The following is a 26,074-nucleotide window of genomic DNA, read 5'->3' on the forward strand; positions in this document are numbered from 1 at the left end:
CGCCTGCCCGGCCGCCGCACCGCGCCGACCTCGGGGATATTCGCCCTCCCGGCCGAATTCAGACCCGGATACGGCACCCTGTGCGCGCGGTCACATTTCGGGATAAACGGCGGCGCGCACACGGTCCGCGACACGCACGGCGAACGCATACGACGGGCCGAAAATATCCGGCGCGGATGTGTTAACAAATGTAAACCGCCGGAGAAGCACCGGTTTCCGAAGCTTCACCATCGCGTGCCGGACACGCCCCACGGCGGGGTCACCGCGCCACGGAGCGCGACGTTTTCCCAGGTCGGGGTGGCCGGGAGCGCATCGGGGCGACGGCGGTAGATGACCGGCAGATTTCGGCGACCTCACAACGCACAGGCCCCTTTCGCGCATTGTGAGAAGTTCGTTTTGCGGCGCGAATTCGGCTCCTTACAGTGTCCCCATCAGCCCGGTTCAACAGCTCGAAGGGGGCGTCGTGGTCAATTCACGCACTCAGGGAACGTCGCCCGCGACGGCCGGCGCAGGCGATGTATTGCTGAGCCTGGGCAAATACTTCCAGCGCGGTGAGGTCTCGTCCGATCAGCGTTCGGTGTTCAAGACCGGAGGCCGCCGGGCCGACGAGTTCTACCGGGACCGCTGGAGCCACGACAAGGTCGTGCGCTCCACCCACGGCGTCAACTGTACGGGCTCGTGCTCCTGGAAGATCTACGTCAAGGACGGCGTGATCACCTGGGAGTCCCAGCAGACCGACTACCCCTCCGTCGGCTCGGACAAGCCCGAGTACGAACCGCGCGGCTGTCCGCGCGGCGCCTCGTTCTCCTGGTACACCTACTCCCCCGCACGCGTGCGCTACCCATACGTGCGCGGCGTCCTGCTCGACCTGTACCGCAAGGCCAAGACCGAACTGAAGGATCCGGTGCTGGCCTGGGAGTCCATCGTCGAGGACCCGGTCAAGGCCAAGACCTACAAGAACGCGCGCGGCAAGGGCGGATTCGTGCGCGCGGAGTGGTGGGAGGCGGCCGAGATGGCCGCCGCGGCCCACGTGCACACGATCAAGCGGTACGGGCCCGACCGCGTCGCCGGGTTCTCGCCGATCCCGGCCATGTCGATGGTCTCCCACGCCACCGGGGCCCGGTTCGTCTCGCTGCTCGGCGGCTACATGCTCTCCTTCTACGACTGGTACGCCGACCTGCCCGTCGCCTCCCCGCAGGTCTTCGGCGACCAGACCGACGTGCCGGAGTCGGCCGACTGGTTCGACGCGGGCTACCTGATCATGTGGGGCTCCAACGTCCCGGTGACCCGGACCCCGGACGCGCACTACATGACCGAGGCCCGCTACCGCGGCCAGAAGGTCGTGGTCGTCTCCCCCGACTACGCCGACAACACGAAGTTCGCCGACGAGTGGGTGCCCGCGCGCCCCGGCACCGACGCCGCCCTGGCCATGGCCATGGGTCACGTGGTGCTCAAGGAGTTCTTCGTCGACCGCAGCACCGCGCCGTTCGACGACTACATCAAGCGCTACACCGACCTGCCGTACCTGATCTGCCTCGACGAGGCGGCGGACCGGGGCGGCGCCGTGCCCGGCAAGTTCCTCACCGCCGCCGACCTCGGAGAGACCGGCGAGGGCGCCGAGCACAAGCCGGTGCTGCTCGACCAGGCCGGAAACCCGGTGGTGCCCAACGGTTCCCTCGGCCACCGCTTCACCAAGGCCGACGCGGGCAAGTGGAACCTCGACCTCGAGGGCGTCGACCCGCTGCTGACCCTGCACGGGCAGGACGGCGGGGACGCGGCCGAACTGGTGCTGCCGCGCTTCGACACCGACGGCGCGGGCACCATCGTGCGCGGCGTCCCGACGACGATCGTCGCGGGCAAGCGCGTCACCACCGTCTTCGACCTGCTGCTCGCCCAGTACGGCGTCGGCCGCGCCGGACTGCCGGGGCGGTGGGCCACCGGCTACGACGACGCCGACTCGCCCTACACCCCGGCCTGGCAGGAGGCCATCACCGGCGTGCCCGCCGCGCAGGCCGCGCGGATCGGACGCGAATTCGCCGACAACGCCGAGAAGTCCGGCGGCCGCTCGATGATCCTGATGGGCGCGGGCACCAACCACTGGTTCCACTCCGACCAGATCTACCGCGCCTTCTTCACCCTCACGCTGCTCACCGGCTGCCAGGGCGTGAACGGCGGCGGCTGGGCGCACTACGTGGGCCAGGAGAAGTGCCGCCCGGTCACCGGCTGGCAGACCCTGGCCAGCGCCAACGACTGGCAGCGCCCGCCGCGCCAGATGCAGGGCACCGTGTTCTGGTACCTGACCAACGACCAGTGGCGCTACGACCCCTTCAGCTCCGAGACCTTCGCCTCCCCGCTGGGCACCGGCCGGTTCGCCGGGCGCACCGCCGCCGACAACATCGCCCTGGCCTCGCGGCTGGGCTGGATGCCGAGCTACCCGACCTTCGACCGCAACCCCCTCGACCTGGTCGACGAGGCCGAGGCGGCCGGCGTCAGCCCCGCCGACCACGTGGTCGACGGGCTGAAGTCCGGTGACCTGCGCTTCGCCTGCGAGGATCCCGACGCGCCCGAGAACTTCCCGCGCGTGCTCACCGTGTGGCGGGCCAACCTGCTCGGCTCCTCCGGCAAGGGCAACGAGTACTTCCAGAAGCACCTGCTCGGCTGCGGGTCCAACCTCCAGACCACCGACGCCACCGGCGTGCGCCCGCAGGAACTGGTGTGGCGCGAGGAAGGCGCCGAGGGCAAGCTGGATCTGCTGCTGGCGCTGGACTTCCGCATGACCAGCACCACCCTGTTCGCCGACATCGTGCTGCCCGCGGCCACCTGGTACGAGAAGCACGACCTGTCCTCCACCGACATGCACCCGTTCGTGCACGCCTTCTCCCCGGCCATCTCCCCGCCGTGGGAGGCCAAGACCGACTTCGAGGCGTTCCACCGCATCGCGCGCGGGTTCTCCTGGCTGGCCGAGAAGCACCTCGGCACCCGCCGCGACCTCGTCGCGGTGCCGTTGCAGCACGACTCCCCCGACGCGCTCGCCCAGGCGGGCGGCCGGGTGCTGGACTGGAAAGCCGGTGAGTGCGAGCCGATCCCGGGCAAGACCATGCCCAAGCTGGTGGTGGTCGAACGCGACTACACCAAGATCGCGGAGAAGCTGGCCGCGCTCGGCCCGCTCGTCGACACCCTCGGCGTGACCACCAAGGGCATCACCACCTACCCCGACGCCGAGGTCGAGTACCTCGCGGGCAAGAACGGCACCGTCGTCTCCGGCGTCGCGGCGGGCAGGCCGTCGCTGGCCAAGGACACCTACGCGGCGGAGACCATCCTCGCCCTGTCCGGCACGACCAACGGGCGCCTCGCCGTGGAAGGCTTCCACGCCCTGGAACGGCGCACCGGTACCGAGCTCGCCGACCTCGCCGCCGAGGCCGAGGGCAAGCGGATCTCCTTCGCCGACACCCAGGCCCGGCCCGTGCCGGTCATCACCTCCCCCGAATGGTCGGGCTCGGAATCCGGCGGCCGCCGCTACTCGCCGTTCACCATCAACGTCGAGCGGCTCAAGCCCTGGCACACCCTCACCGGGCGCCAGCACTTCTACCTCGACCACGACTGGATGATCGAACTCGGCGAGCAGCTGCCGATCTTCCGGCCGCCGCTGGACATGACCGCGCTGTTCAGCGAACCCACCATCGGCAACGTCGCCGCGGGCGGGGTCACGGTGCGGTACCTGACCCCGCACTCGAAGTGGTCCATCCACTCCGCCTACCAGGACAACCTGCACATGCTGACGCTCTCGCGCGGCGGCCAGACGATCTGGATGTCGGACAAGGACGCCGCCAAGATCGGTGTGGCGGACAACGACTGGATCGAGGCGATCAACCGCAACGGTGTCGTCGTCGCCCGCGCCATCGTCTCCCACCGCATGCCCGAGGGCACCGTGTTCATGTACCACGCCCAGGACCGCGCGGTGGACGTGCCGCGGATCGAGGGCACCGCGGAGACCAAGGGCAAGGGCAAGCGCGGCGGCATCCACAACGCCCTGACGCGGGTGCTGATCAAGCCCTCCCACCTCATCGGTGGCTACGCCCAGCAGTCCTTCGCCCTGAACTACCACGGGCCGACCGGAAACCAGCGCGACGAGGTCACGACGATTCGCCGGCGCAGCCAGGAAGTCGAGTACTGACATGCAGGATCTCGTTCACCAGACGGAGAGGCGGAACTGATGCGCGTCATGGCACAGCTCGCGATGGTCATGAACCTCGACAAGTGCATCGGCTGCCACACCTGCAGCGTCACCTGCAAGCAGGCGTGGACCAACCGCGGCGGCACCGAATACGTCTGGTTCAACAACGTCGAGACCCGGCCCGGCCAGGGCTACCCGCGCCGCTACGAGGACCAGGAGAAGTGGAAGGGCGGCTGGACGCTGAACAAGCGCGGCAAGCTCACCCTGAAGTCCGGTTCCCGGATGAAGCGGCTGATGAACATCTTCGCCAACCCGGACCTGCCGACCGTCGAGGACTACTACGAGCCCTGGAGCTACGACTACGACAACCTGCTCGCCTCCCCGCCGACCGACACCACCCCGGTCGCGCGGCCCAAGTCGCTGATCACCGGCGAGGACACCAAGGTCACCTGGGGCGCCAACTGGGACGACGACCTCGGGTCCGGCCCCGAGCAGGTGGGCAAGGACCCGCTGCTCGGCAAGCTCGAGGACAAGGTGAAACTGGAGTTCGAAGAGACCTTCATGTTCTACCTGCCGCGCATCTGCGAGCACTGTCTCAATCCCTCGTGCGCCGCCTCGTGCCCCTCCGGCGCGATCTACAAGCGCGCCGAGGACGGCATCGTGCTCGTCGACCAGGACAAGTGCCGCGGCTGGCGGCAGTGCATCACCGGCTGCCCGTACAAGAAGATCTACTTCAACCACAAGACGGGCAAAGCCGAGAAGTGCACCTTCTGCTACCCGCGCGTGGAGGTCGGCATCCCGACCGTGTGTTCGGAGACCTGCGTCGGCAGGCTGCGCTACATCGGCGTCATGCTCTACGACGCCGACGCCGTCCTCGAGGCCGCGTCGGTGCGGGACGACAAGGACCTCTACCCGGCCCAGCTCGGGGTGTTCCTCAACCCGCACGACCCGCGCGTCGTCGCCGAGGCCGAGGCCGCGGGCATCTCGCCGGAATGGATTCAGGCCGCCCAGGATTCGCCGGTCTACAAGCTGATCGTCGACTACCAGATCGCGCTGCCGCTGCATCCGGAATACCGGACCATGCCCATGGTCTGGTACGTGCCGCCGCTGTCGCCGGTGGTCGACGTGCTCAGCGAGACCGGGCACGACGGCGAGGACGCGCGCAACCTGTTCGGCGCCATCGACGCGCTGCGCATCCCGGTCGAGTACCTGGCCGAGCTGTTCACCGCGGGCGAGATCGGGCCGGTGCGCGCGGCGCTGCAACGACTGGCCGGGATGCGCTCGTTCATGCGCTCGGTGAACCTCGGCCAGGAACCCGATCCCACCATCGCGCCCTCGGTCCGCCTCGAACCCGAGGAGATCGAGGCCATGTACCGGCTGCTCGCCATCGCCAAGTACGAGCACCGCTACGTCATCCCGACCGGCGCCACCTCCCGCGCGCACGAACTCGATTCGCTGGCCACCGGCTGCTCGCTGGACACCGACGGCGGCCCCGGCATGACCGCCTTCGACCAGATGGTGGAGAAGTTCTCCCTCACCGACACCAACACCGCTGCCCCCGAGCAGAAGTCGGGCCGGATCAACCTGCTCAACTGGGACGGCCGCAGCACCGAGGGCTTGGTCCCCACCACCGGGACCAACGGAAACGGTCACGGCGGCAACGGCGCCGCCGCGGCCGCCGCCGACAGCACCGCCGAGACCGCCGTCACCGGAGCCACGCCGTGAGCCTGCTGTCGATCCGCAGGCGCCCGGCGCCCGCCACCGCACTCGCCGAACACGACCGGCGCGTGGTGTGGCGGCTGGCGGCGCTGCTGCTGGACTATCCCGGCCCGGCGACCCTCGACCTGGTCGACCGGCTGGCGGGCGCGGCGAGCGAACTGCCCGCCGAGGTCCGTGATCAGTTGCTGCCGGTCGTCGACCACCTGCGCGAGAACGACCCCATCGAACTCGCGCAGGCCTACGTCGAGACCTTCGACATGCGGCGCCGAGCCAGCCTGCACCTGACCTTCTACGCCTACGGCGACACCCGCAAACGCGGCATGGCGCTGCTGCGCTTCAAGCACGCCTACCGGCACGCGGGCGTGGAACTCGGCGACGAGGAACTGCCCGACCACCTGCCCGTCCTGCTGGAGTTCGCGGCCACCGTCGACCCGATCGGCGGCGAACGCCTGCTCGGCGAACACGTGCCGGTGCTGGAACTGCTGCGACTGTCGCTGGGCGACACCGGGTCCCCGTACGCGGGCGTCCTGGCCGCCGTCCTGGCGACCCTGCCCCCGGTGACCACCGCCGACCGCAGGCGCATCGCCGAACTCGCCGCGCAGGGACCGCCCGAGGAGGAAGTCGGGCTCGACCCCTTCGCCATCGACCCCTCGCTGTTCGACACATCGGAAGGCCGCAGATGAACGCCACCCTCCCCATCCCCGAAGGCGTCTGGCTGATCCTGCCCTACATCGCGGCCACCTCGTTCGTGCTCGGGCACGTGTGGCGCTACCGGTTCGACCAGTTCGGCTGGACCACCCGGTCCTCGCAGATCTACGAGTCCCGGCTGCTGCAACTGGGCAGCCCGCTGTTCCACTTCGGCATGCTCGGCGTCTTCGGCGGGCACGTGCTCGGCCTGCTCGTCCCGGAGGCGTGGACCTCGGCCGTCGGGATCTCCGAGCACGCCTACCACGTGACGGCCGTCGGCCTCGGCTCGATCGCCGGGCTCATGGTCGTCGCGGGCGTCGGCATCCTCTGCTACCGCAGGCTGGTGGTGCCCGCGGTGCGGAAGGCGACCAGCCGCAACGACATCCTGATGTACACGCTGCTCACCCTCGCGCTGGTGACCGGCCTGCTCAACACCTGGGGCTCGAACCTGCTGTGGGGCACCTACAACTACCGCGAGACCGTCTCGCCGTGGTTCCGCAGCCTGTTCACCATCCACCCCGAGCCCGCGCTCATGGTCGACGTGCCCTGGACCTTCCAGCTGCACGGGCTCGTCGTGCTGCTGCTGGTCGGCGTGTGGCCCTACACGCGGCTGGTGCACATGTTCAGCGCGCCGGTCGGCTACCTGACCCGGCCCTACATCGTGTACCGGAGCAAGGAGATCGACTCCCGCGACAAGACCCGGTTCGCGAAGGCCTGGGACGCGCCGGTCACCCCGGATCGGTGGTGACACGGGCCCCGGACCAGGCATTTCCGGCCCGGCAACCGGAGGGCAACTATTAGGCTGCCGGTATGACCCGTCGCACATTCGCTCTCCTGCTCGGTGCGGTGGCCGTGGCCACGGTCGCACCCTGGGCCCTGCCGCAGCCGGCCGCCACCGCCGCGGGCTGCGCCGACATCGCCGTCGTCTTCGCCCGCGGCACCGCCGAGCCGCCCGGCCTCGGCTGGACCGGCCAGTCCTTCACCGAGGCCGTCCGCGCCCGCGCGGGCGGCCGGACCGTGCAGGCCAGCCCCGTCGACTACCCCGCCAGCAGCGACTTCGGCGACACCCGCGCCTTCGCCCACACCGTGCTCGGCGGCATCCGGGACGCCCAGCAGCAGCTGATCGCCCTCGCCGCGACCTGCCCGGCCACCCGGATCGTGCTCGGCGGCTACTCCCAGGGCGCCGCGCTGGCCGGATTCACCACCATCGCCGGTGTCCCCGACGGGGTCTCGGAGGCCGACGCCGGCTATCTGCCGCCGCCGCTGCCCGCCGACATCGCCGGGCACGTCGCCGCGGTCGTCCTGTTCGGCGGGCCCTCGGACCGCTGGATGAACGACGTCGGCGCGCCCGCGGTCCGGGTCGGGCCCGCCTACGAGTCCAAGACCCTCGAGCTGTGCGTCGCGGGCGACACGATCTGCGACGGCGCGCCCGCGGGGCCGCCCAACGGGCTGCACGTGCTCTACGCCGTCAACGGCATGACCCTGGAGGCCGCCGACTACGCGCTCGCGCGCGTCTGAGGTCCCCGCGCCGTGGGCCCGCTCAGAGCAGGCCCACGGTGCGGGCATGGGCGATCGCCGCGGACCGGGCGTTGACGCCGAGCTTCTGGTAGATGCCGCGCAGATGGGTCTTCACGGTGTTGACCGAGACCCCCATGTCGGCGGCGATGCTCACCGCGGTCATCCCGGAGGGCAGCTGGCGCAGGACGATCAGCTCGGTGTCGGTCAGGTGCGCGGACCCCGTCGCCGTGCGGGCGCCGCGATGGCCGCGGATCTGCCCGACGAAGGTGTCGTACAGCCCGAAGCGGCCGCCGAACCGGTCGAGGATGTCCACCGCCGCGGGCACGTCGAGGAACGGGCGGACCAGGTTCTCCCCCACGGCCGCCGCGACCGCGCGCTCGAACGCCTCGTGCACCCGGCCGCCGCGGCCGAGCCGGTCGTAGGCCACCCCCGCCAGCAGCCAGGCCGTGACCTCGGTGAGCGGATGCAGGTCGCGCTCGGCGAGCAGGGGCTCGATCAGTTCCACGGTCGCGGCCGGGCGCTGGCCGTATTCGGTCAGCGCCGCCGCCGCGATCACGGTGTCGGGGGTCCGGCCGAGCACCTCGGTCGCGTGCTCGACGAGCTGCGCGGCCGTCGACTTGGCCTGCAACCGCAGCAGCAGCCACACGACCTGGGTGACCAGGCCGCCGGTGGCAGGCACGATGGGCGCCTCGTCGAGCAGCCGGTGCGCGTGGCGCACGATGCGGTCGGCGGCCACGCACCGGTCGGCCGCGTGATCGAAGTCGAGCAGGTCGCGCAGCAGCGCGGCGTGCCCCAGCGGCGCGGGCACGGTGGAGTCGGTGGGCTCGCCGGTCGGCACGGGCAGCGGCCGGGCGGCGTCCGCGCCGCGCAGGAACGCCGCGTAGGCCGCCACGACGTGCGCGGTCGCCAGATCGGCGCGGCTGGACAGATCACCGGCTGGCGCGCAGGCGACGGCCCGGCCCGCCAGTTCCCCCATCCGGCCGACCCGCCCGAGCATGCCCTCCGCGACCGCCTCGGCCACCCGCGCGTGCAGCGCGATCCGGTGCAGGCCACGGTGTTCGGCGGTCACCAGCACGTGGCGCAGCGCGGCCGTCCCGCGCGCGGGTTCGCCGCCGTAGACCTCGGCCACGGCGCAGTGCAGCGCGGTGAAGCAGTCGAGATCGGGTTCGCCGGTGACCAGCGGCGCCCGCCGTCCGGCGGGCACCGCGGCGCCCGCCGCCACCGCCGCACCGACCGACACGGCCTGGTCCAGCGCCGCCTGCCAGGTCTCGGGCGCCGCCACCGCGTCGGGACCGCTCGCGTGCGCCGACTCCAGATACACCTCGGCGGCCACGATCTCGCCCGCCACCACCGCCGCCGCGGCCCGCAGCAGCCGCACGAACCGGTCGCCCGCCAGCTCGGGGACCCGTTCGGCCGCCTCGATCAGCGGCAGGCCCGCGCCCTGGAACACCATGCGCGGCCCGTGTTCCCGCACGAAGCCCGCCAGGCCGGGCGCGCCCGGCACGGCGACGGTGTGGTCGAGGGCGGGCCGGAGCATGTCGGCGGCGGCGAACCAGCGCGCCGCCCGCTCGTGCCCCTCGGCCAGCAGGTCGGGGCGGGTGTGGGCCCGCTCGGCCAGCAGGTAGGCGCGCAGCATCGGGTGGTAGGTGTACCAGAGCAGGTCACCGTGGGCGACGGCGTGCAGCGGGAAGTTCGCGCGCAGCAGTTCGTCGAGGATGCGCGGGGCTCCCGGCCCGGCCAGGTCCTCGGCCAACGGCAGGCAGAACCGGTCGGGCACCGCGGTGGCCAGCAGGAAACCGAGGGTATCCTCGGGCAGGGTGTCCATGAGCTCGACGACGAGGAAGTCGGCCACCGCGTGGGCCGGGCGGGCCAGCGCGGTGAAGGCCGTCTCGCGGTCGCCGGCGTGCGCGGACAGGTAGATGGCGGCCATGCGGACCAGCGCGGCCCAGCCCTGGGTCAGGCCGGCGACGATCGCGATCTCCGGCTCGGTCAGCCGCACGTGGTGCTGGTCGAAGACGCGGGCGATCTGGCGGGACCCGAAGGCCAGTTCCGCGGAGCCGATCCGGGTGAGCCGCCGGGCCAGCTCGAGCTGGTGCCAGTGCAGCGGCGGGTCGAACCGGCCGGCGACCAGCACGGTGATCGGCGCGTGCGCGAGGAAGAGCTCGAGCGCGGCCAGCTGCATCGGGTCGGTGAGCAGGTGCGCGTCGTCGAGGACGAGCACCGTCGGGGTCGCGCGTTCCCGCAGCGCCTCGACCAGCCGCTCGGCGTAGCCCGCCGGGGCGGCCAGCGCCCCCTCGGTCACCAGGACGGCGGGCAGTCCGAGCGCCTCGGCGACGGCCGACCAGAGGTCGGCGGCCCGGGCGGGCCGGTCGGGGATCGCGAGCCACCCCACCGTAACCTCGCCGCGGCGGGCGCCGAGGCGGGCCGTCCAGTCGGCCAGCAGGACGGTCTTGCCCGCCCCGGCGGGGCCGGTCAGCAGGACGGTGTGCCCGGCCTCGGCCATCGCCCGGTCGAGGCGGGCGATGATCTCGGGCCTGCGCACCGGCGCGAACGGCAGCGCGGGCAGGGTACCGGCGCCGAGCACAGCTACGGCCGAGCTAGCGTCGTGGCGATACGGCGAACCCGACGACATCGTCATAGTCACTCCCCGAACTCGCAGCGTACGAGACGGCCATGCGGTGTTCCCACCGCGTCGGCATGCGAAACGTAACGCCGGGCACCGGCACTCAGCTATTTCGACGGCGGGCTCGTTACCAGATCGACGCCGGGCTCAATCGGGAAGCTGGGACAGGCCGACCAGGGTCAGCCCGAGGACATCGATGCGGGCCATGATGCCCCGCATCGCGGTGCTGTCGGGGACGGTGCCGTAGAGGGTCGTCGTGCCGGACGCGGAATGCTCGCTGCGGCGCAGTTCGGGGAAGGCCGCGATCGCGCGGTCGGAGAGTTCACCGTCGATGACGAACTGATACCGCACCGGTCCGGCCATCCGCGCTGCCCTCCTCGACCTCGTCGTCCGCCCGTCGGGAGCCACTCTGCCCTCCGCGCGGCGCACCCACCTCACCCACTGCGGATGAACCGCCGGACCGCCGCACCAAGTTTTAAACGTTCATTTTTCTCAATCTTCCGCCGGGCGTTCTGTGCCGCACTACTGTCTGCTTCACCCCCGGGCCGGGGGCAGTACGAAGGAGTACCCATGAAGACTTACCGGGCACGGCGCGCCGGATTCGGGCTGACGGCATTCTCCGCGGTCGCCGCGGTATCGGTGCTGGTCGCGCCGCAGGCCTCGGCACTCGTGCAGGGCGTCACGGTGTCGGGAAGCACCCACTACGTCGGCACCGCCTACACGGTCACCGCCGACGTCACCGAGACCTCGTTCCTGTTCAAGGTGACCTTCACCGACAACGGCACCCAGATCGGCGAGCCGGTGTCGGTGAAGGACGGCAAGGCGACCATCTCCTGGACGCCGACCACCACCGGATCGCACACCATCAAGGCCGTGCAGGAGATCGTCAGCTCCAAGACGGTCACCGTCGAGGTGACCAACGCGCCGACGACCCCGGGCGGCGGCACCGGGACCGGCTCGTCGAACCTGCTGCCGACCGGCTCGGCCGGCCTGTAGCGCCCTCCGGCGGCCGTCGCGCTCCTCTCCGCGGCGGCCGCCGGCCCCTCCCGCTGTCCCGCGAAACAGTGCGCGGACCGCGGACTGAGCAGCGGTCACAGGATCGCGCGGGAAACGTGACCCCGTGCCCCCCGGTGGCGTTAACTCGAGGGGAAGGAGAAGTCAGAGAGGCAAGCCCATGCAGACCTACGAGGGCGTCATCCGCTGGTTCGACCGGGTGCCCGCCGTCGCCGCGTTGATCGACGCCAAGCAGGACCGGCGGGTCTCGGTCGTCCTACCGACCCGCGACGACGAGACGACCGTCGCCGGCGTGCTCGCCTCGGTCCGGCCCCTGCTGGGCGGGCTGGTGGACGAGCTGCTCGTCGTCGACGCCGGGTCCGCCGACCGCACCGTCGCCCGCGCCCGTGCCGCGGGCGCGCTCGTCTACACCCGCGAAGAGGCCCTGCCCGAGGTACCGCCGCGTCCCGGACGCGGCGAGGTGCTCTGGCGGTCGCTCGCGGTGGCCACCGGCGACCTGGTGGTCTTCCTCGGCGCCGACCTCGCCCAACCCAACCCCGACCTCGTCCCCGCGCTGCTGGCACCCCTGCTCACCGACCCCGGCATCCAGCTGGTCAAGGGCTGCTACCGCCCCGGACCCGTGGCCACCGGCGGCGAGCGGATCGACCAGCTGGTCGCCCGGCCGCTGCTCTCGGCGCTGGCCCCCGCACTCGCCGAGGTCACCGAGCCCCTCGGCAGCGAATACGCCGCCACCCGCGCCCTGCTCACCTCGATCCCCTTCGCCGCGGGCGACGGCGCCGACCTCGGCGTCCTGGTCGACTGCTGGCAGCGCTACGGCCCCGGCGCCGTCGCCCAGGCCGACCTGGGCGAACCCGTGCCGCGCGCGTCCGCGCCCGAGGATCCGGGCGCGGCCAGCAGGCAGGTCATCGCGACGCTGCTCGACCGGCTCGGCATCCGCGACTCCGGCATCGGCGTCACCCGGCTGCTGCCCGACCGCGGCGCGTGGCGCCGCGAGCGCTCCGACGTCAGCCTGCTCGACCGGCCGCCGATGGCCGCGTTCGCCGGGCGGCACATCGCCTGACCGGCGGCCCCGCCCCCGGCTAGACGCTGTCGTAGGCGCGCCGCAGCGCGGCGATGTCGAGCTTGGACATGCCACGCAGCGCGGTGCCGACCGCGATGGTGCGGGCCGGGTCGTCGCCGCCGAGCAGCGCGGGCAGCTGCGCCGGGACGACCTGCCAGGACACCCCGAACCGGTCGGTCAGCCAGCCGCACGAACCCGGCGCGCCGCCGTCCTCGGTGAGCGCGTCCCAGATCCGATCGACCTCGTCCTGACCGTCGACCACGATCTGCAGCGAGGCCGCGTCGGTGTGCGGGTGACCGGGACCGCCGTTCATCAGCGTGACCGCGTGCCCGTCCAGGTCGAGGGTGACGATGAAGACGCTGCCGTCGCCCTGGCGGGTGGTCTCGACGACGCGCGAGTTCGGGACGACCTTCGCGTAGAGGTCGGCGGCCTCGGCGGCGGCGTTGTCGAACCAGAGGAAAGTGTTGACCGACATGATGTGCTCCTGACGACTCGAAGGGTTCGTGCTCTCATCACCTGGTCGGAGCCGTCACGCCGATCTCGACACATCTCACGGATTCTTCGCCGATTTCTTCCTCGCCGTCTTCGGCGGCAGGGTGCGGACGTAGGCCACCCCGCGTTCGACCCAGGCGCGCAGCTCGCGGTCGCCCGCCACCGCCTCGGCGGCGACCCGCAGCCAGCCGGGCATCTCCCGGCCGCGCATGACCATCGGCGCCACGGCGGGGGCGTCGGTGAGCCGCTCCCCCGCCTCGGGGTCGACCCGGACCATCAGCCCGCCACGGCCGCTGACCGCCACGGCCATGTGCCCGTCGATCAGGAAGGCGAGGCCGCCGAACATCTTCTTCTCGGTGGGCAGCGGCCCGCCGTCGAGCACGCCGCGGACCCGCTCGGCCAGTTCCTCGTCGTATGCCATGGACGTAGTGTGCGCCCGGTCACCGACAAGCGCGCGTCAGCGCGGCGGGTACGGCGGATACGGCGGGTAGGGGTAGGGCGCGGCGGCGGGGAGCGGCAGGAAGTAGGGCGCGCACTGTTTCTGCCACAGGGCGACCACCGCGACCAGGCCCGCCACGAAGCCGAGCAGCCCCATCGCCGTCGACACGGCCTGGGCGGTGCTGGTCTGGGTGGCGGCCGCGCTCATCACCCCGACGAGGAACGACAGCGCGTTGATGCCGAAGAACACCGACGCGGTGATCCGCGCCCAGTTCTTGCCCGCCCGATTGGTGAAGGCCATCCAGGTCCACAGCCCGGCCGAGATCAGCGCCATGACCAGGCCGCCGACGAACGAGACGTAGAACAGGGTGTCGGCGAAGTCGTCGGAGAACGCGCCCGCGAGCCTGCCCTGGGTCTCCGCCCGCAGCGCGTTCCTCTGCGCGACCCCGATCAGCGCGCCGAGCACGGTGATCACGGCGCCCGCGATCATCGCCCAGAACGCGATCGTCACCGGCTTCGGGACAGGCGTCTCCGCCGCCGGATACGGCGTCCAGCCGCCGGGCGCCGCCGCCACGGCCGGATCCGGCGGGAAGCCGGGGACCGGCGAGGCGACCGGCGGGGGCGGGATCGCGCCGGGCGCCGATCCGGGTGTCGCGCGGTCGGCCTGCGGCCAGTCCACCTCGGGCGGATACGCGGTGCCGCCGGGCGCGGCCCACTCGGCGTCGTTTCCCTGATCGGACATTCGCGGGTTCCCCCCTCGGCTCGGATTCCGGGTTCGAACCCTACTGGCCGCGCCGCCCCGGCCGCATCCCGGCGAGCGGGCGTGTGACGACCGGCTCAGCCCACGTTCGCCAGGGCGCGCACGGCGGCGCGGTAGCGGTCGGCGATGAGCCCGACCACGGCCGGGTGCACGCCGATCGGTTCGGCGACCCCGTCCGCGCCCGCCTCGTGCAGGCGCTGGTGGAACAGGCCGTGGGCGAGCAGATACGAGGCGACGAACACGCGCCGGGCACCGGCGGAACGCAGGTCGGCGACCACGTCGGCCACCCGGGGCGCGCCGGTGGCCACGTAACCGATCCGTACCGGCGTCGCGAGCCGTTCGGCGAGCATGTCCGCGGCGCGGCGCACGTCGGCGAGGGCGCGCGGGTCCGAGGACCCGGCGGCCGCGAAGACCACCGCGTCGCCGGGGCGCCACCCCGCCGCCCGCAGGCGCAGCGCCATGACCCCGGCCAGCGCCGGGTCCGGTCCCATGGCGGCGGTGACCGCCACCGCCGGGTGACCGCTCTCGGCGACCTCGCGCGGCACGTCCTGGTAGACGTGGTAACCCGAGGCCAGGAAGGCCGGGACCACCACGGCGCCACCGGTTTCCGGCCCGGCCGCCAGGTCGCCGAGGACCTCCGACGGGGTCGGGCCGAGCACGTCGACGAAGGCCGTGCGCAGGGCCGGGTTGGGTGCCGCGTGCCCGGCGTCGCGCCCCGCCACCGCGGCGCCGAGTTCGTGCGAGACCGCCTCGGCCAGCGCGGCGATCATCTCCACCCCGCGCGGGCTGCGGGTGCCGTGCGCGACGAGCACCAGGGCGGGCACGCCGTCCCGCCCGGCCGTCACCACGCCCCCATCGGCTGGGCGTAGCGCGCGGTCCGGACCGGCGTGCCGATCCCGGCCGCATGCGGCGGCTGGACCGGCGGACGCGGCGGGTTGTCGTTGCACTCGGCCGCGTCCAGCGCGAGGCGGTACCCGCGCTTCACCACGGTCTGGATGGCCTTGGGCGTCCCGAGGCCCGCCCGCAGCCGGGCGATGGCCGTCTCCACCGCGTGCGTGTCGTCCCCGCCGCCGGGCAGCGCGCCCAGCAGGTCCTCGCGGGAGACCACCCGGCCGGGCTGCCGGGCCAGCGACCGCATCAGCGCCATCGGCGCGGGCGCCAGCTGGCGCACCTGGCCGTCGACCACGACGCAGCCGCCGCGCACGCTGATCAGGTGCCCGGCCGCGTAGATGCGCGAGGCGCGCCGCGGCAGTTCCTCGGCGACGTGGCGGGCCAGCGCCCCGAGCCGGGCACGACCCGGCATCGACGTCGGCACGCCCAGCTCCTCGAGCGGGGCCGCGGTGATCGGGCCGACGCAGGCGGCCAGCACCCGGCCTCGCAGCGCGTGCAGCAGCGACTCGAGCAGCCCGGTCTCCTTGGCCCGCATCAGCATCGAGGCCACGGCGGGCGCGCTGGTGAAGGTGACGCAGTCGAGGCTGCCGGAGATGATCGACTCGATCATGGTGTCCATCGGGCCGCGGTCGGCGGGCGGCTCCCAGCGGTAGACCGGCACCGGCACCACGTCGGCGCCCGCGCAGCGCAGCACCTCGCAGAAGTCGGGCACCGGCTCCCACTCCGTCGTCGCGCCGTGCAGCTGCACCGCGATCCGCACGCCCTCCACGCCCTCGGCGAGCAGGTGATCGAGCACCTCGGCGGAGGACTCCGACGCGGGCGACCACTCCTCGCGGAGCTCGGCGGCGCGGATGGCGCCCTTGGCCTTCGGGCCGCGGGCCAGCATGCGGGTCGAGGCCAGCGTGGTGCGCAGGTCCTCGGCCAGGCCCCAACCCTCGGCCGCCTCCATCCAGCCGCGGAAGCCGATACCGGTGGTGGCGACGGTGATCTGCGGCGGATCGGCGATCAGCTGCTCGGTGACGCGTTCGAGCTCGGTGTCGTCGGCGAGCGGGATGATCCGGATGGCGGGCGCGGACACGACGGTCGCGCCTTTGCGGTTGAGCAGGGTGGCGAACTCGTCGGCGCGGCGGGCGGCGGTCACGCCGATCGTGAAGCCGGCCAGACACGCCGCGTTGTCGGTGGGCAGGGTCATCCAGACACCTGCACCGGTTCGTTGGAGATCGAGACGATGCCGCCGTCGAGCTGCACCGCGTAGACCGGCAGCGACTGGCTCGCGTCGTCGAGGCAGCTGCCGTCGATCAGCGAGAAGGCCTGCTTGAGCAGGGGCGAGGCGACGACGGGAACGCCGCCGCGATCACCGACGATGCCGCGCGACATCACCGCGGCCCTGCCGAACGGGTCGATGTTGCCGACGGCGGCCAGCGTGCCGTCGGGCAGCAGGAACAGCGCGGCCTGACGGCCACCCTTCAGCAGGACAGCCACGCCGCGGCCCGGAATCAGGAAGTCCAGCCGGCAGGCCTGGGTCCAGCCCGTGGTGGCCGTGCCGGGAGTGATGGTGGGTGTGTCGATAACGGTCATCGGGTTCCTCCTCCGAACGCCTTACCTATTGGTACCGGCGCCCTGTTTCCGCTGGGTTAAGCCTTTATTTCCCGGCCGAGACCGTGTCGGAAGGCACACTGGGCAGGCCGAGCAGCACAGGCACCTTGCGCTCGCCGCTGTCGTCGAAGGCGATCGTGGGATCGGCCTGGTCGGGGGCGTTGACGAAGGAGACGAAGCGCGAGAGCTTGTCCTCGTCCTCGAGCACCGCGGCCCACTCGTCCTTGTAACCGGCGACGTGCTTGGCCATGGCTTCCTCCAGGTCGGCGGCGATGCCGAGGCTGTCGTCGCACACGACGGCCTTGAGGTAGTCCAGCCCGCCCTCGAGCGCCTCCTGCCAGGGCGCGGTGCGCTGCAGGCGATCGGCGGTGCGGATGTAGAACATCAGGTAGCGGTCGATGTAGCGGATCAGGGTCTCGTCGTCGAGCTCGCCTGCCAGCAGGACCGCGTGCTTGGGGGTCAGGCCGCCGTTGCCGCCGACGTAGAGGTTCCAGCCGTTCTCGGTGGCGATGACGCCGACGTCCTTGCCGCGGGCCTCGGCGCACTCGCGGGCGCAGCCGGAGACGGCCAGCTTGAGCTTGTGCGGCGACCGCAGGCCCCGGTAGCGCTTCTCCAGCAGCACGGCCATGCCGACCGAGTCCTGCTGGCCGTAGCGGCACCAGGTCGAGCCGACGCAGCTCTTGACCGTGCGCAGCGACTTGCCGTAGGCGTGCCCGGACTCCATGCCCGCGTCGACCAGGCGCTTCCAGATCAGCGGCAGCTGGTCGACGGTGGCGCCGAACAGGTCGATGCGCTGACCACCGGTGACCTTGACGTAGAGGCCGAACTCCTTGGCGACCTCGCCGATGACGATCAGCTGCTCGGCGGTGACCTCGCCGCCGGGCATGCGCGGCACCACCGAGTAGGTGCCGTTCTTCTGCAGGTTGGCCAGGAAGTGGTCGTTGGTGTCCTGCAGGGCGGCCTGCTCGCCGTCGAGGATGTGGTCGCTCGAGGTGGAGGCCAGGATCGAGGCGACGGTCGGCTTGCAGATGTCGCAGCCCGAGCCCTTGCCGTACCGGGCGATCAGCTCGGAGAAGGTGCGGATGCCGGTGACGGCGACGATGTCGAACAGCTCGGCGCGCGAGTGCTCGAAGTGCTCGCACAGCGCCTTCGACAGGGCGACGCCGGACTGCTCGAGCAGCTTCTTGATCATCGGCACGCAGCCACCGCAGGACGTGCCCGCGTTGGTGCAGCTCTTGACCGAGGCGATGTCGCAGGCGCCCTCGGCGATGGCCCCGCAGATGGAACCTTTGCTGACGTTGTTGCAGGAGCAGATCTGCGCGTCGTCGGGCAGCGCGTCGGCGCCCAGCTCGGCGCCGGCCGGGGAGATCAGGGCGGCGGCGTCGGCGGGCAGCGGGCGGCCGACCAGCGGGCGCAGCGCCGCGTACTGGGAGGCGTCACCGACCAGGATGCCGCCGAGCAGGGTCTGCGCGTCGTCGGAGACGACCAGCTTGGCGTAGGTGCCCTTGGCCGCGTCGTGCAGCACGACCTCGAGGGCACCCTCGGTCGTCGCGTGCGCGTCACCGAAGGACGCGACGTCGACGCCCATCAGCTTCAGCTTGGTCGACATGTCCGCGCCGGGGAACTCGCCCGCGCCGCCGAGCAGGCGGTCGGCGACGATCTCGGCGGTGGTGTAGCCCGGGGCGACCAGGCCGTAGCAGACACCCTCGATCGCGGCGCACTCGCCGATCGCGTAGACGTCCGGGTCCGAGGTCCGCAGGGCGAGGTCGGTCAGGACGCCGCCGCGAGCACCGATCTCGAGGCCGGCGGCCTTGGCCAGCGCGTCGTGCGGGCGGATGCCCGCCGAGAACACGACCAGCGAGGCGTTGATCTCGGACTCGTCCGACAGGTGCAGGGTGACGTTGTGGTCGCTCTCCTCCTCGATCGAGACGATCCGGGCCGTGCCGACGCCGGTGTGCACGTTCAGGCCGATGTCGGTGACCAGCTTCTCCAGGATCGCGCCGCCGCCCGCGTCGACCTGGGCGGGCATCAGGCGGTCGTTGTACTCGATGACGTGCGGGGTCATGCCCATCAGCCGCAGCGCGTTGGCGGCTTCCAGGCCGAGCAGGCCGCCACCGACGACGACGCCGTGCGCGCCGGGACCGGCGGCCTCGGCGGCGGCGCGGATGCCGTCGAGGTCGTCGATGGTGCGGTAGACGAAACATTCGGGCAGGTCGTGGCCGGGCACCGGCGGCACGAACGGGTAGGAGCCGGTCGCCAGGACCAGCGCGTCGTAGGCGATGACGTCGCCGTTGGAGCTGGTGACGGTCTTGGCCGCGGTGTCGATGGCCTCGCCGCGCTGGCCGAGCCGCAGGTCGACCAGGGCGTCGCCGTCGTAGGTGTTGCCCGGGAGCGCGAGCTCCTCGGCCTTCCAGCTGCCGACGTAGTACGACAGGCCGACCCGGTCGTAGGCGGGCAGCTTCTCCTCCGAGAGGATGACGACCTGCCACCGACCGGCCTCGTCGCGGGCGCGCAGGGCCTCGACGAAGCGGTGACCGACCATGCCGTGGCCGACCACGACCACTGTCTTGCGAGTGCTGTTCATGAGAGTGACCTCCTTGATGGTCGGGGTTATCGGCGAGCCGACGACGTGGCCGACGAAGCGGATTCGGCCTCGAGGACCAGGTTCTCGGCCTCGACCACGACAGCGGAGTCGGAGACCACGGACGACGAGGGGCGGCGCAGGAACACGGCCCAGGTGACCGCCGCGCAGAGCACGTAGAAGCCGAGGAACACCATGAACGCGGTGGTCGCCGAGGCGGTGGTCGCGTAGGAGGTGCGCAGCGCCAGGTTGATGCCGACGCCGCCGAGGGCGCCGATGGCGCCGACGAAACCGATGAGGGCGCCGGAGGTGTTCTGCGACCAGGCGGCCTGCTCGGCGGGGGTGCCGGGCAGCGAGCGGGACTTGGCGTCGAACACCGACGGGATGATCTTGGTGACGGCGCCGTTGCCGAAGCCGGAGAGCACGAACAGGGCGATGAAACCGACGGTCAGCGCCACCATCACCCCGCCCGTCGCGACACCTTTGTTCGCGTCCGCCCGGGAGCTGGCGACCACGACGACCAGCGTGGCGGCCATCATCGCGAAGAAGGTCGCGATGGCGACCCGCGAGCCGCCGACACGGTCGGCCAGCTTGCCGCCGTAGGGGCGGGAGATCGAGCCGAGCAGCGGGCCGATGAACGCGATCGAGGCGGCGTGCACGGCGGCCTGGGCGGCGGTGTCGCCGCCTGCCTTGAAGCTGATCTGCAGGATCTGGCCGAAGGCGAAGCTGTAGCCGATGAACGAGCCGAAGGTGCCGATGTAGAGGAAGGCGATCGCCCACGACTGCGGCACCCGCAGGGCCTTGACCATGTAGGACAGGTCGGCCTTCTGGTTGCGCAGGTTGTCCATGTACAGGGCCGCGCCGACGCCGGCGACGCCGATCAGGACCAGGTAGACCGCGCAGATGATCGAGGCGTAGCCCTGGCCGAGGGTGGCCAGCACCAGCAGGCCGAGCAGCTGGATGACCGGCACGCCGATGTTGCCGCCGCCCGCGTTGAGGCCGAGGGCGAAGCCCTTGAGCCGCTGCGGGTAGAAGGCGTTGATGTTGGTCATCGAGGAGGCGAAGTTGCCGCCGCCGACGCCGGCGAAGGCCGCCACGATCAGGAACGTCGTGTAGGACGTGCCGGGCTGGTTGACGAAGTACAGCGTCAGCACCATCGGGATCAGCAGCAGGAAGGCGCTGAAGATGGTCCAGTTGCGGCCGCCGAAGCGGGCCGTCGCCACGGTGTAGGGGATGCGCAGGAACGCCCCGACCAGGGTCGGCATGGCGACCAGGAAGAACTTGCCCGCCGGGTCGATACCGAACTCGTCCTGCGGCATGAACAGCACCATCACCGACCACACCGACCACACCGAGAACCCGACGTGCTCGGCGAACACCGACCAGATCAGGTTCCGCCTGGCGATGTCCTTGCCGCCTGCCTCCCAGGCCGCGACATCTTCGGCATCCCAGTGCTCGATGTCGTGGTTACGCTTGCTCACTCCGGCCTCCCGATTTCCTCGATGAAGCCACGGTAGGAAATCGGTATTGCCGAAATGCTGCGGGAAATGTCGCGCGAATCAACGGTTTCTCACGAATACCCGACCGGCGGCGTGAGAACACACGCTTTGTTTCGGCCGTGTGACACAACGGTTTCCGCAGGTGTCGAAGAGGCCGACAATGCCGCTGCGCGGCCGTGAGGCTGTGACCCACACAGCATTACCCGCGGCTCACACGCGCGCAACCCGAGCGGTGAACAAAAAGAATGCGCTCCGCCACACGAGCGTGTGGCGGAGCGCGATTCAGCGGCGTGTCGTCACCACGTGTCCTCGAGCATGCGCGGCTTGCAGGCCACCCAGGCACCGGCCAGCAGCACCGCCAGCGCGACGGTGAGCATGGCGAAGGGGGCGAGCCAGCCGCCGGTGGCGGTGTGCAGCATGCCGAACAGCAGCGGGCCCGCGCAGGCGACCGCGTAGCCGACGCCCTGGGTGAAGCCCGACAGCGCCGCGGAACCGTGGGCGGTGCGGGTGCGCAGGTTGATCAGGGTCAGTGCCATCGGGAAGGTCGACGGGCCGAGACCGAGCAGCACCACCCAGAGCACGGGCACGCTCATCGGCGCGATCAACAGCCCGGCGAAGGCGACGAGGAACAGGGCGACGCAGCCGACGACGAGGGGGAACGGATTGCGCATGCGGGAGATCAGGGTGGGCGCGGTCAGCGCGGGCACGAGGCCCATCAGAGCGAACAGCCCGACCATCGCGCCGCCGAACCCGTCGCTCGCGCCGGCGTCGCCCAGGATCGCGGGCAGCCACGCGAAGACCGCGTAGGTGGTCAGCGACGTCATGCCGAACATGCCCGCCATGCCCCAGGCGACCGGGGACCGCCACGCCTTGTCCGCGGCGGCGGGCGTCTCGGCGGGCAGTGCGGTGACGTCGGCCCGGTCGTGGCCGCGCCGGTCGCGCAGCACGCCGATCCACGGCAGCGCCGCGGCGAAGCCGATCAGCGCCCACACGCCGAGCGAGATGCGCCAGCCGTGCGCCTGCGCCAGCGGCACCGCGACGAAGGCCGGGATGACGGTGCCCAGCTGCACCATGACGATGTAGAGCGAGCTCAGGACCGCGAGCCGGTCCGGGAAGTACCGCTTGACCAGGGGCGGGATGACGATGTTGCCCATGCCCATGCCCATCAGCGCGACCGCGGAGAAGATCAGCAGGTCGCCGGTGCCGGACAGGAAGGCGCGCACGCCCATGCCCAGTCCCGCCAGCAGCATGGCCAGCAGGGCGGTGCGCTCGAGGCCGTAGCGGCGGGCGACGAGGGGCGCGATCAGGCCCGACAGCGCGAACATCGCGGTGGGCAGCATGCCGAACACGCCGATCGCGGCGGTGCCGTAGCCGATGTCGGCGCCGATGCGCTCGGCCAGCGGACTGAACGAGGTGACCGCGACCCGCAGGGTGAGCGCCGAGACCACGATCGCCGCCAGTACCAGGAGCCGTCCCTCGACCAGGGCGCGGACGCGACGCTGCGGTGCGTCATGGCCGGTGGGGGCGGGGGTTCTGGTCTCGGGAAGCGTCGCAGTCACCACGAAATCATAGGATGACCCGATGACGGGTGCAATAGGTTTGTGATCAGCGGTACCCTGTCCTTCGTGCAACCCGTCCGGCGGAACAGCCTCATCGCCCAGGTCACCGAAGCGCTGCGTGCCGAGATCCGTTCCGGCCGTTGGCCGATCGGTCATCGCATCCCCACCGAACCGGAGCTCACCGAGCTCACCGGGACCGGGCGCAACACCGTGCGCGAAGCGGTCCAGGCCCTCGTCCACGCCGGCATGCTCGAACGCCGCCAGGGTTCGGGCACCTATGTGATCGCCACCTCCGAGGTCGGCGGCACCCTGGCCAAGTACTTCGCCGACGCCCACGAGCGCGACATCCTCGAGCTGCGCGAGGCACTGGACACCACCGCCGCCGGCCTGGCCGCGCGCCGCCGCGACGAGACCGACATCGCCACGCTGCGCCGCCTGCTCGCCGAACGGAACTCCCGCGACTGGTCCGCGCCGGACCCGCTGGCCATCGCCGCCGACGTCGAACTGCATCGCGCGATCGTGGTCGCCAGCCACAACGCGGTATACCTGGAGTTCTACGATTCGCTGCTGCCCGCGATCGAACAGGCCATCCACACCCGCGCCACCCGCTCCGACGACGCCTACGACACCGAACACGACGAACTCGTGCAGGCCGTCATCGACGGCGACGCGGAACGGGCGATGCAGGCGACCCGCTGCTTCCTCGGTTCGCTGCTGGCCGACTACCCCGAGCGCGGCTGAGGCGACTGTGTCACGCAGGTAACGCGCGTCGATCGATCCGGAAATATCTGCGGTGAGCCTGAATTGCCACCGACGTCACCTGAGGCCACCACGGCGCAACACGCGGCTCCTACCGTTCTATCTCGACCACCACGATCGAGAGGAACGCCGATGACCGCAGTCGCCGCCACCGGCCACGAGGACGCGCAGACGTTCGAGTACCAGCGCAGAGGCCGCTGGCTGAACCACTGGGAACCCGACAACCCGGCCTTCTGGGAGGCCGGCGGCAAGCAGACCGCGCGCAAGAACCTGTACTTCTCGGTCTTCGCCGAGAACCTCGGTTTCAGCATCTGGGTCATCTGGGGCAGCATCGTCACCGCGATGGGCTCGGCCGGTTTCGACTTCCTCGCCGGCCTCGGCAAGGGCAACCCCACCGCGGTGAGCAACGCGCTGCTGCTGACCTCCATTCCGACCCTGGTCGGCGCGGCCCTGCGCATCCCCTACACCTTCGCCGTGCCCCGCTTCGGCGGCCGCGCGTTCACCGCCTTCAGCGCGGCGATGCTGCTGCTGCCCACCCTGGGCATCATCTACTTCGTCAACCAGCCCGGCACCCCGATGTGGGTGTTCCTCGTCCTCGCCTCGCTCGCGGGTGTCGGCGGCGGCAACTTCTCCTCCTCGATGGCCAACATCTCGTTCTTCTTCCCCGAGGGCAAGAAGGGCGCGGCGCTCGGCCTCAACGCCGCGGGCGGCAACCTGGGCGTCGCCCAGACCCAGCTGATCGTGCCGCTGCTGATCACCTTCGGCACCCACCTCACGGCCAAGGACCCCGGCGGCTTCCGCTTCGGCATCACCCTCGCCGTGCTGTTCTGGCTGCCGTTCATCCTGGTCGCGACCCTGGGCGCGCTCTACTTCATGGACTCCGTCGCCGAGGCCAAGTCCGACGGCCGCTCCTACAAGCTGGCGCTGACCAACCGCCACACCTGGATCATGGCCTTCCTCTACATCGGCACCTTCGGCTCGTTCATCGGCTTCTCCTTCGCCTTCCCCACCCTGATCAAGGCCACCTTCCCCGACCTGGCCAAGATCAGCTGGATCACCACCCTGGGCAACCTGGCCTTCCTCGGCGCCCTGGTCGGCTCCTTCAGCCGCCCGTTCGGCGGCTGGGTCGCCGACAAGCTCGGCGGCGGCGCGAAGATCACCGTCTACGTCTTCGGCGGCATGTCGGTGGCGGTCGCGTTCATCGTGCTCGCCGTGGAACTGAAGAGCTTCCCGCTCTACCTGGCCGCCTTCCTCGTCCTGTTCGTCCTGGCGGGCATCGGCAACGGCTCCACCTACCGCATGATCCCCGCGATCTTCAGCGCCACCGCCAAGAAGTACGCCTCCGAACACGGCCTCGACGCCGCCGACGCCGCCATCTCGGCCAAGCGCCAGGCCGGCGCCGCGATCGGCGTCATCGGCGCCGTCGGCGCGGCGGGCGGCTTCGTGGTCCAGCAGGCCCTGCGACTGTCCAACGTCCACCTGCACACCATGGCCCCCGCCTTCTGGGCCTACGCCGCGGTCTTCCTCGCGATGGCCGGCGTCACCTGGTGGTGCTACCTGCGCACCTCCTTCGCCACCGACCGCGCCCCGTCCCTGGCCTACGCCAGCGTCTGACCGACCCGCGAAGGCGCGCCCCCGCACACCGCCGGGGCGCGCCTTCGTCGTCCGTCAGGGCCTCGTGTCACGGCCGAGCACGGTCGTCACAGTGCCAGCCGGACCATGTCCGCGGTGCGGGCGAGGCCCGGGAAGGCCTCCGGGGTGGAGCGCGGGTGCAGGGCGTGGACGGCCAGGCGGAACATCAACGCGCGCAACAGCATCTGTGGCCAGTCCGGGAGGGAGGACCAGCGGTCGAGGAGGCCGTCGTCGGCGCCGCCCCAGGCCAGCGCGTCGACGACGATGACACCGGCGGCCCAGGCGGCGGGGCGCCAGTAGGGGGTGATGTCGGTCAGGCCGGGGGTGGCGGCGCCCGCGAAGAGGACGGTGCCGAAGAGGTCGCCGTGGACGAGCTGGTCGGGCTGGTGGACCGGTTTGCGCAGGGTGGCGAGCTGGCCGATGAGTTCGAGGCTGCGCTGGGCGTCGGGGGTGGGGACCGAGGGGACGCCGCCCGCGCGGAGGCTGCGCAGCGGGACCGCCTCCCAGGCGCAGCGGTCGGCGGCCACGAAGACGTCGACGTCGACCCACGGCGGCACCGGGGGCTGGGAGAGGAAACGGGGGCGCTCGAGCTGGTCGGTCGCCTTGTGCAGGCGCAGCGAGACCGAGACGACCTCGTCGTGCCGGGGTTCGGGCGCGCCGTCGAGGTAGGTGTCGGCGCGCCAGCCGGAGACCACGTAGCGGCCGTCGGTGGCGCGCACGGGGCGCGCCACCCGGAGACCGTCGACGTCGAGGTGCTCGCGGACCTTGGCCGACCACGCGGCGCGCGCGTGATCGGCCACCGGCGAGAGCACCACGTCACCGAGCCGCCAGCCACCGTCCCAGTCCCCGAGGGACACGGGAGTCACTTCGCGCAGCCCGAACGTGGCGCGCACGTGCTCGGGAGGTTCTACAGAAGTCACGAACCGTACGTTAACCGGCCGATAACCCTGTTTCCGGCACGCCGCGCCGGGACAGGCGCGGCCGGCGCCGCGTTGTTTCGGCCTCGTGACCTCGGCGCAGAGGGGGACCGAACAGTGACGGGTGGGTCCGTCGGCGATCGCCGGAAACGATC

The 26,074-nt window shown here is 71.5% G+C and carries 21 protein-coding genes; 9 read left to right on the forward strand and 12 right to left on the reverse strand.

The features are described from left to right. Positions 1 to 463 precede the first annotated feature (463 nt). The 5 genes from ON36_RS20745 to ON36_RS20765 all read left to right on the forward strand — a co-directional run bounded on the left by ON36_RS20745 (position 464) and on the right by ON36_RS20765 (position 8,098). Positions 464 to 4,174: a nitrate reductase subunit alpha gene (locus tag ON36_RS20745; protein ID WP_043656179.1), complete on the forward strand. Its 3,711-nt coding sequence runs from the start codon at positions 464 to 466 to the stop codon at positions 4,172 to 4,174. Between the two features lie 48 nt (positions 4,175 to 4,222). After that, positions 4,223 to 5,899, forward strand: coding sequence for a nitrate reductase subunit beta (gene narH / locus ON36_RS20750; protein WP_052314204.1), 1,677 nt, complete (start codon positions 4,223 to 4,225; stop codon positions 5,897 to 5,899). Next, a complete protein-coding gene (gene narJ, locus ON36_RS20755) occupies positions 5,896 to 6,576 on the forward strand; it encodes a nitrate reductase molybdenum cofactor assembly chaperone (protein WP_043656183.1) in 681 nt (226 codons plus the stop codon). The genes narH and narJ overlap by 4 nt, the downstream gene beginning before the upstream one ends. Continuing rightward, positions 6,573 to 7,328 carry a respiratory nitrate reductase subunit gamma gene (gene narI, locus ON36_RS20760; RefSeq protein ID WP_043656186.1) on the forward strand — a complete coding sequence of 252 codons (756 nt, stop codon included), beginning with the start codon at positions 6,573 to 6,575 and terminating at the stop codon, positions 7,326 to 7,328. Before narJ ends, narI begins: the two co-directional genes overlap by 4 nt. A 62-nt stretch (positions 7,329 to 7,390) precedes the next feature. Further along, the gene (locus tag ON36_RS20765) at positions 7,391 to 8,098 is read left to right on the forward strand and encodes a cutinase family protein (RefSeq protein WP_043656188.1); all 708 of its coding nucleotides are present in this window, start codon (positions 7,391 to 7,393) and stop codon (positions 8,096 to 8,098) included. Positions 8,099 to 8,120: 22 nt separating this feature from the next. Here ON36_RS20765 and ON36_RS20770 read toward each other — a convergent pair whose 3' ends face one another. Both ON36_RS20770 and ON36_RS20775 read right to left on the reverse strand, forming a co-directional pair. Beyond that, positions 8,121 to 10,736: a winged helix-turn-helix domain-containing protein gene (locus ON36_RS20770; protein WP_083885277.1), complete on the reverse strand. Its 2,616-nt coding sequence runs from the start codon at positions 10,734 to 10,736 to the stop codon at positions 8,121 to 8,123. A gap of 132 nt (positions 10,737 to 10,868) precedes the next feature. Continuing rightward, on the reverse strand, positions 10,869 to 11,084 hold the full coding sequence (locus tag ON36_RS20775; protein ID WP_043656194.1) for a DUF8691 family protein: 216 nt from the start codon (positions 11,082 to 11,084) through the stop codon (positions 10,869 to 10,871). A gap of 207 nt (positions 11,085 to 11,291) precedes the next feature. On the opposite strand from ON36_RS20775, the gene ON36_RS36315 reads away from it, so the two are divergent. Both ON36_RS36315 and ON36_RS20785 read left to right on the forward strand, forming a co-directional pair. Then, positions 11,292 to 11,717 (forward strand): Ig-like domain repeat protein, encoded by a 426-nt coding sequence (locus tag ON36_RS36315; protein WP_043656196.1) that lies wholly within the window; start codon positions 11,292 to 11,294, stop codon positions 11,715 to 11,717. Positions 11,718 to 11,895: 178 nt separating this feature from the next. Beyond that, a complete protein-coding gene (locus ON36_RS20785) occupies positions 11,896 to 12,795 on the forward strand; it encodes a glucosyl-3-phosphoglycerate synthase (RefSeq protein ID WP_052314193.1) in 900 nt (299 codons plus the stop codon). A 19-nt stretch (positions 12,796 to 12,814) separates the two neighbouring features. Here ON36_RS20785 and ON36_RS20790 read toward each other — a convergent pair whose 3' ends face one another. The 9 genes from ON36_RS20790 to ON36_RS20830 form a co-directional block, all read right to left on the reverse strand. Next, positions 12,815 to 13,270, reverse strand: coding sequence for a VOC family protein (locus ON36_RS20790; protein WP_043656199.1), 456 nt, complete (start codon positions 13,268 to 13,270; stop codon positions 12,815 to 12,817). 75 nt (positions 13,271 to 13,345) lie between these two features. After that, positions 13,346 to 13,708 carry a TfoX/Sxy family protein gene (locus tag ON36_RS20795; protein WP_043656202.1) on the reverse strand — a complete coding sequence of 121 codons (363 nt, stop codon included), beginning with the start codon at positions 13,706 to 13,708 and terminating at the stop codon, positions 13,346 to 13,348. Positions 13,709 to 13,744: 36 nt separating this feature from the next. Next, positions 13,745 to 14,467 (reverse strand): hypothetical protein, encoded by a 723-nt coding sequence (locus ON36_RS20800; RefSeq protein WP_043656204.1) that lies wholly within the window; start codon positions 14,465 to 14,467, stop codon positions 13,745 to 13,747. 95 nt (positions 14,468 to 14,562) lie between these two features. Continuing rightward, positions 14,563 to 15,255: a sirohydrochlorin chelatase gene (locus tag ON36_RS20805; RefSeq protein WP_052314205.1), complete on the reverse strand. Its 693-nt coding sequence runs from the start codon at positions 15,253 to 15,255 to the stop codon at positions 14,563 to 14,565. A 71-nt stretch (positions 15,256 to 15,326) separates the two neighbouring features. Beyond that, positions 15,327 to 16,568: a uroporphyrinogen-III synthase gene (locus tag ON36_RS20810; RefSeq protein WP_043656206.1), complete on the reverse strand. Its 1,242-nt coding sequence runs from the start codon at positions 16,566 to 16,568 to the stop codon at positions 15,327 to 15,329. Further along, positions 16,565 to 16,954, reverse strand: a complete 390-nt coding sequence (gene nirD / locus ON36_RS20815) for a nitrite reductase small subunit NirD (protein ID WP_043656209.1) — start codon at positions 16,952 to 16,954, stop codon at positions 16,565 to 16,567. The genes ON36_RS20810 and nirD overlap by 4 nt, the downstream gene beginning before the upstream one ends. A 64-nt stretch (positions 16,955 to 17,018) precedes the next feature. After that, on the reverse strand, positions 17,019 to 19,556 hold the full coding sequence (nirB, locus tag ON36_RS20820) for a nitrite reductase large subunit NirB (RefSeq protein ID WP_043656211.1): 2,538 nt from the start codon (positions 19,554 to 19,556) through the stop codon (positions 17,019 to 17,021). Positions 19,557 to 19,582: 26 nt separating this feature from the next. Then, positions 19,583 to 21,034 (reverse strand): nitrate/nitrite transporter, encoded by a 1,452-nt coding sequence (locus ON36_RS20825; RefSeq protein WP_043656214.1) that lies wholly within the window; start codon positions 21,032 to 21,034, stop codon positions 19,583 to 19,585. A 314-nt stretch (positions 21,035 to 21,348) separates the two neighbouring features. Beyond that, entirely contained in the window at positions 21,349 to 22,611 is a 1,263-nt protein-coding gene (locus ON36_RS20830; RefSeq protein ID WP_083885283.1) for an MFS transporter, read from the reverse strand. 66 nt (positions 22,612 to 22,677) lie between these two features. Here ON36_RS20830 and ON36_RS20835 point away from each other — a divergent pair, with 66 nt between their 5' ends. Together ON36_RS20835 and ON36_RS20840 are read left to right on the forward strand one after the other, a co-directional pair. After that, positions 22,678 to 23,352, forward strand: coding sequence for a FadR/GntR family transcriptional regulator (locus ON36_RS20835; protein WP_043656370.1), 675 nt, complete (start codon positions 22,678 to 22,680; stop codon positions 23,350 to 23,352). A 150-nt stretch (positions 23,353 to 23,502) separates the two neighbouring features. Beyond that, complete coding sequence (locus tag ON36_RS20840; protein WP_043656217.1) at positions 23,503 to 24,984, forward strand: MFS transporter; 1,482 nt, start codon at positions 23,503 to 23,505, stop codon at positions 24,982 to 24,984. An 86-nt stretch (positions 24,985 to 25,070) separates the two neighbouring features. On the opposite strand, the gene ON36_RS20845 is transcribed toward ON36_RS20840, so the two are convergent. Next, entirely contained in the window at positions 25,071 to 25,922 is an 852-nt protein-coding gene (locus tag ON36_RS20845; protein ID WP_043656220.1) for a TIGR02569 family protein, read from the reverse strand. Positions 25,923 to 26,074: the final 152 nt, after the last annotated feature.

It is taken from the genome of Nocardia thailandica NBRC 100428 (assembly GCF_000308795.1).
GTDB classification, from domain to species: domain Bacteria; phylum Actinomycetota; class Actinomycetes; order Mycobacteriales; family Mycobacteriaceae; genus Nocardia; species Nocardia thailandica.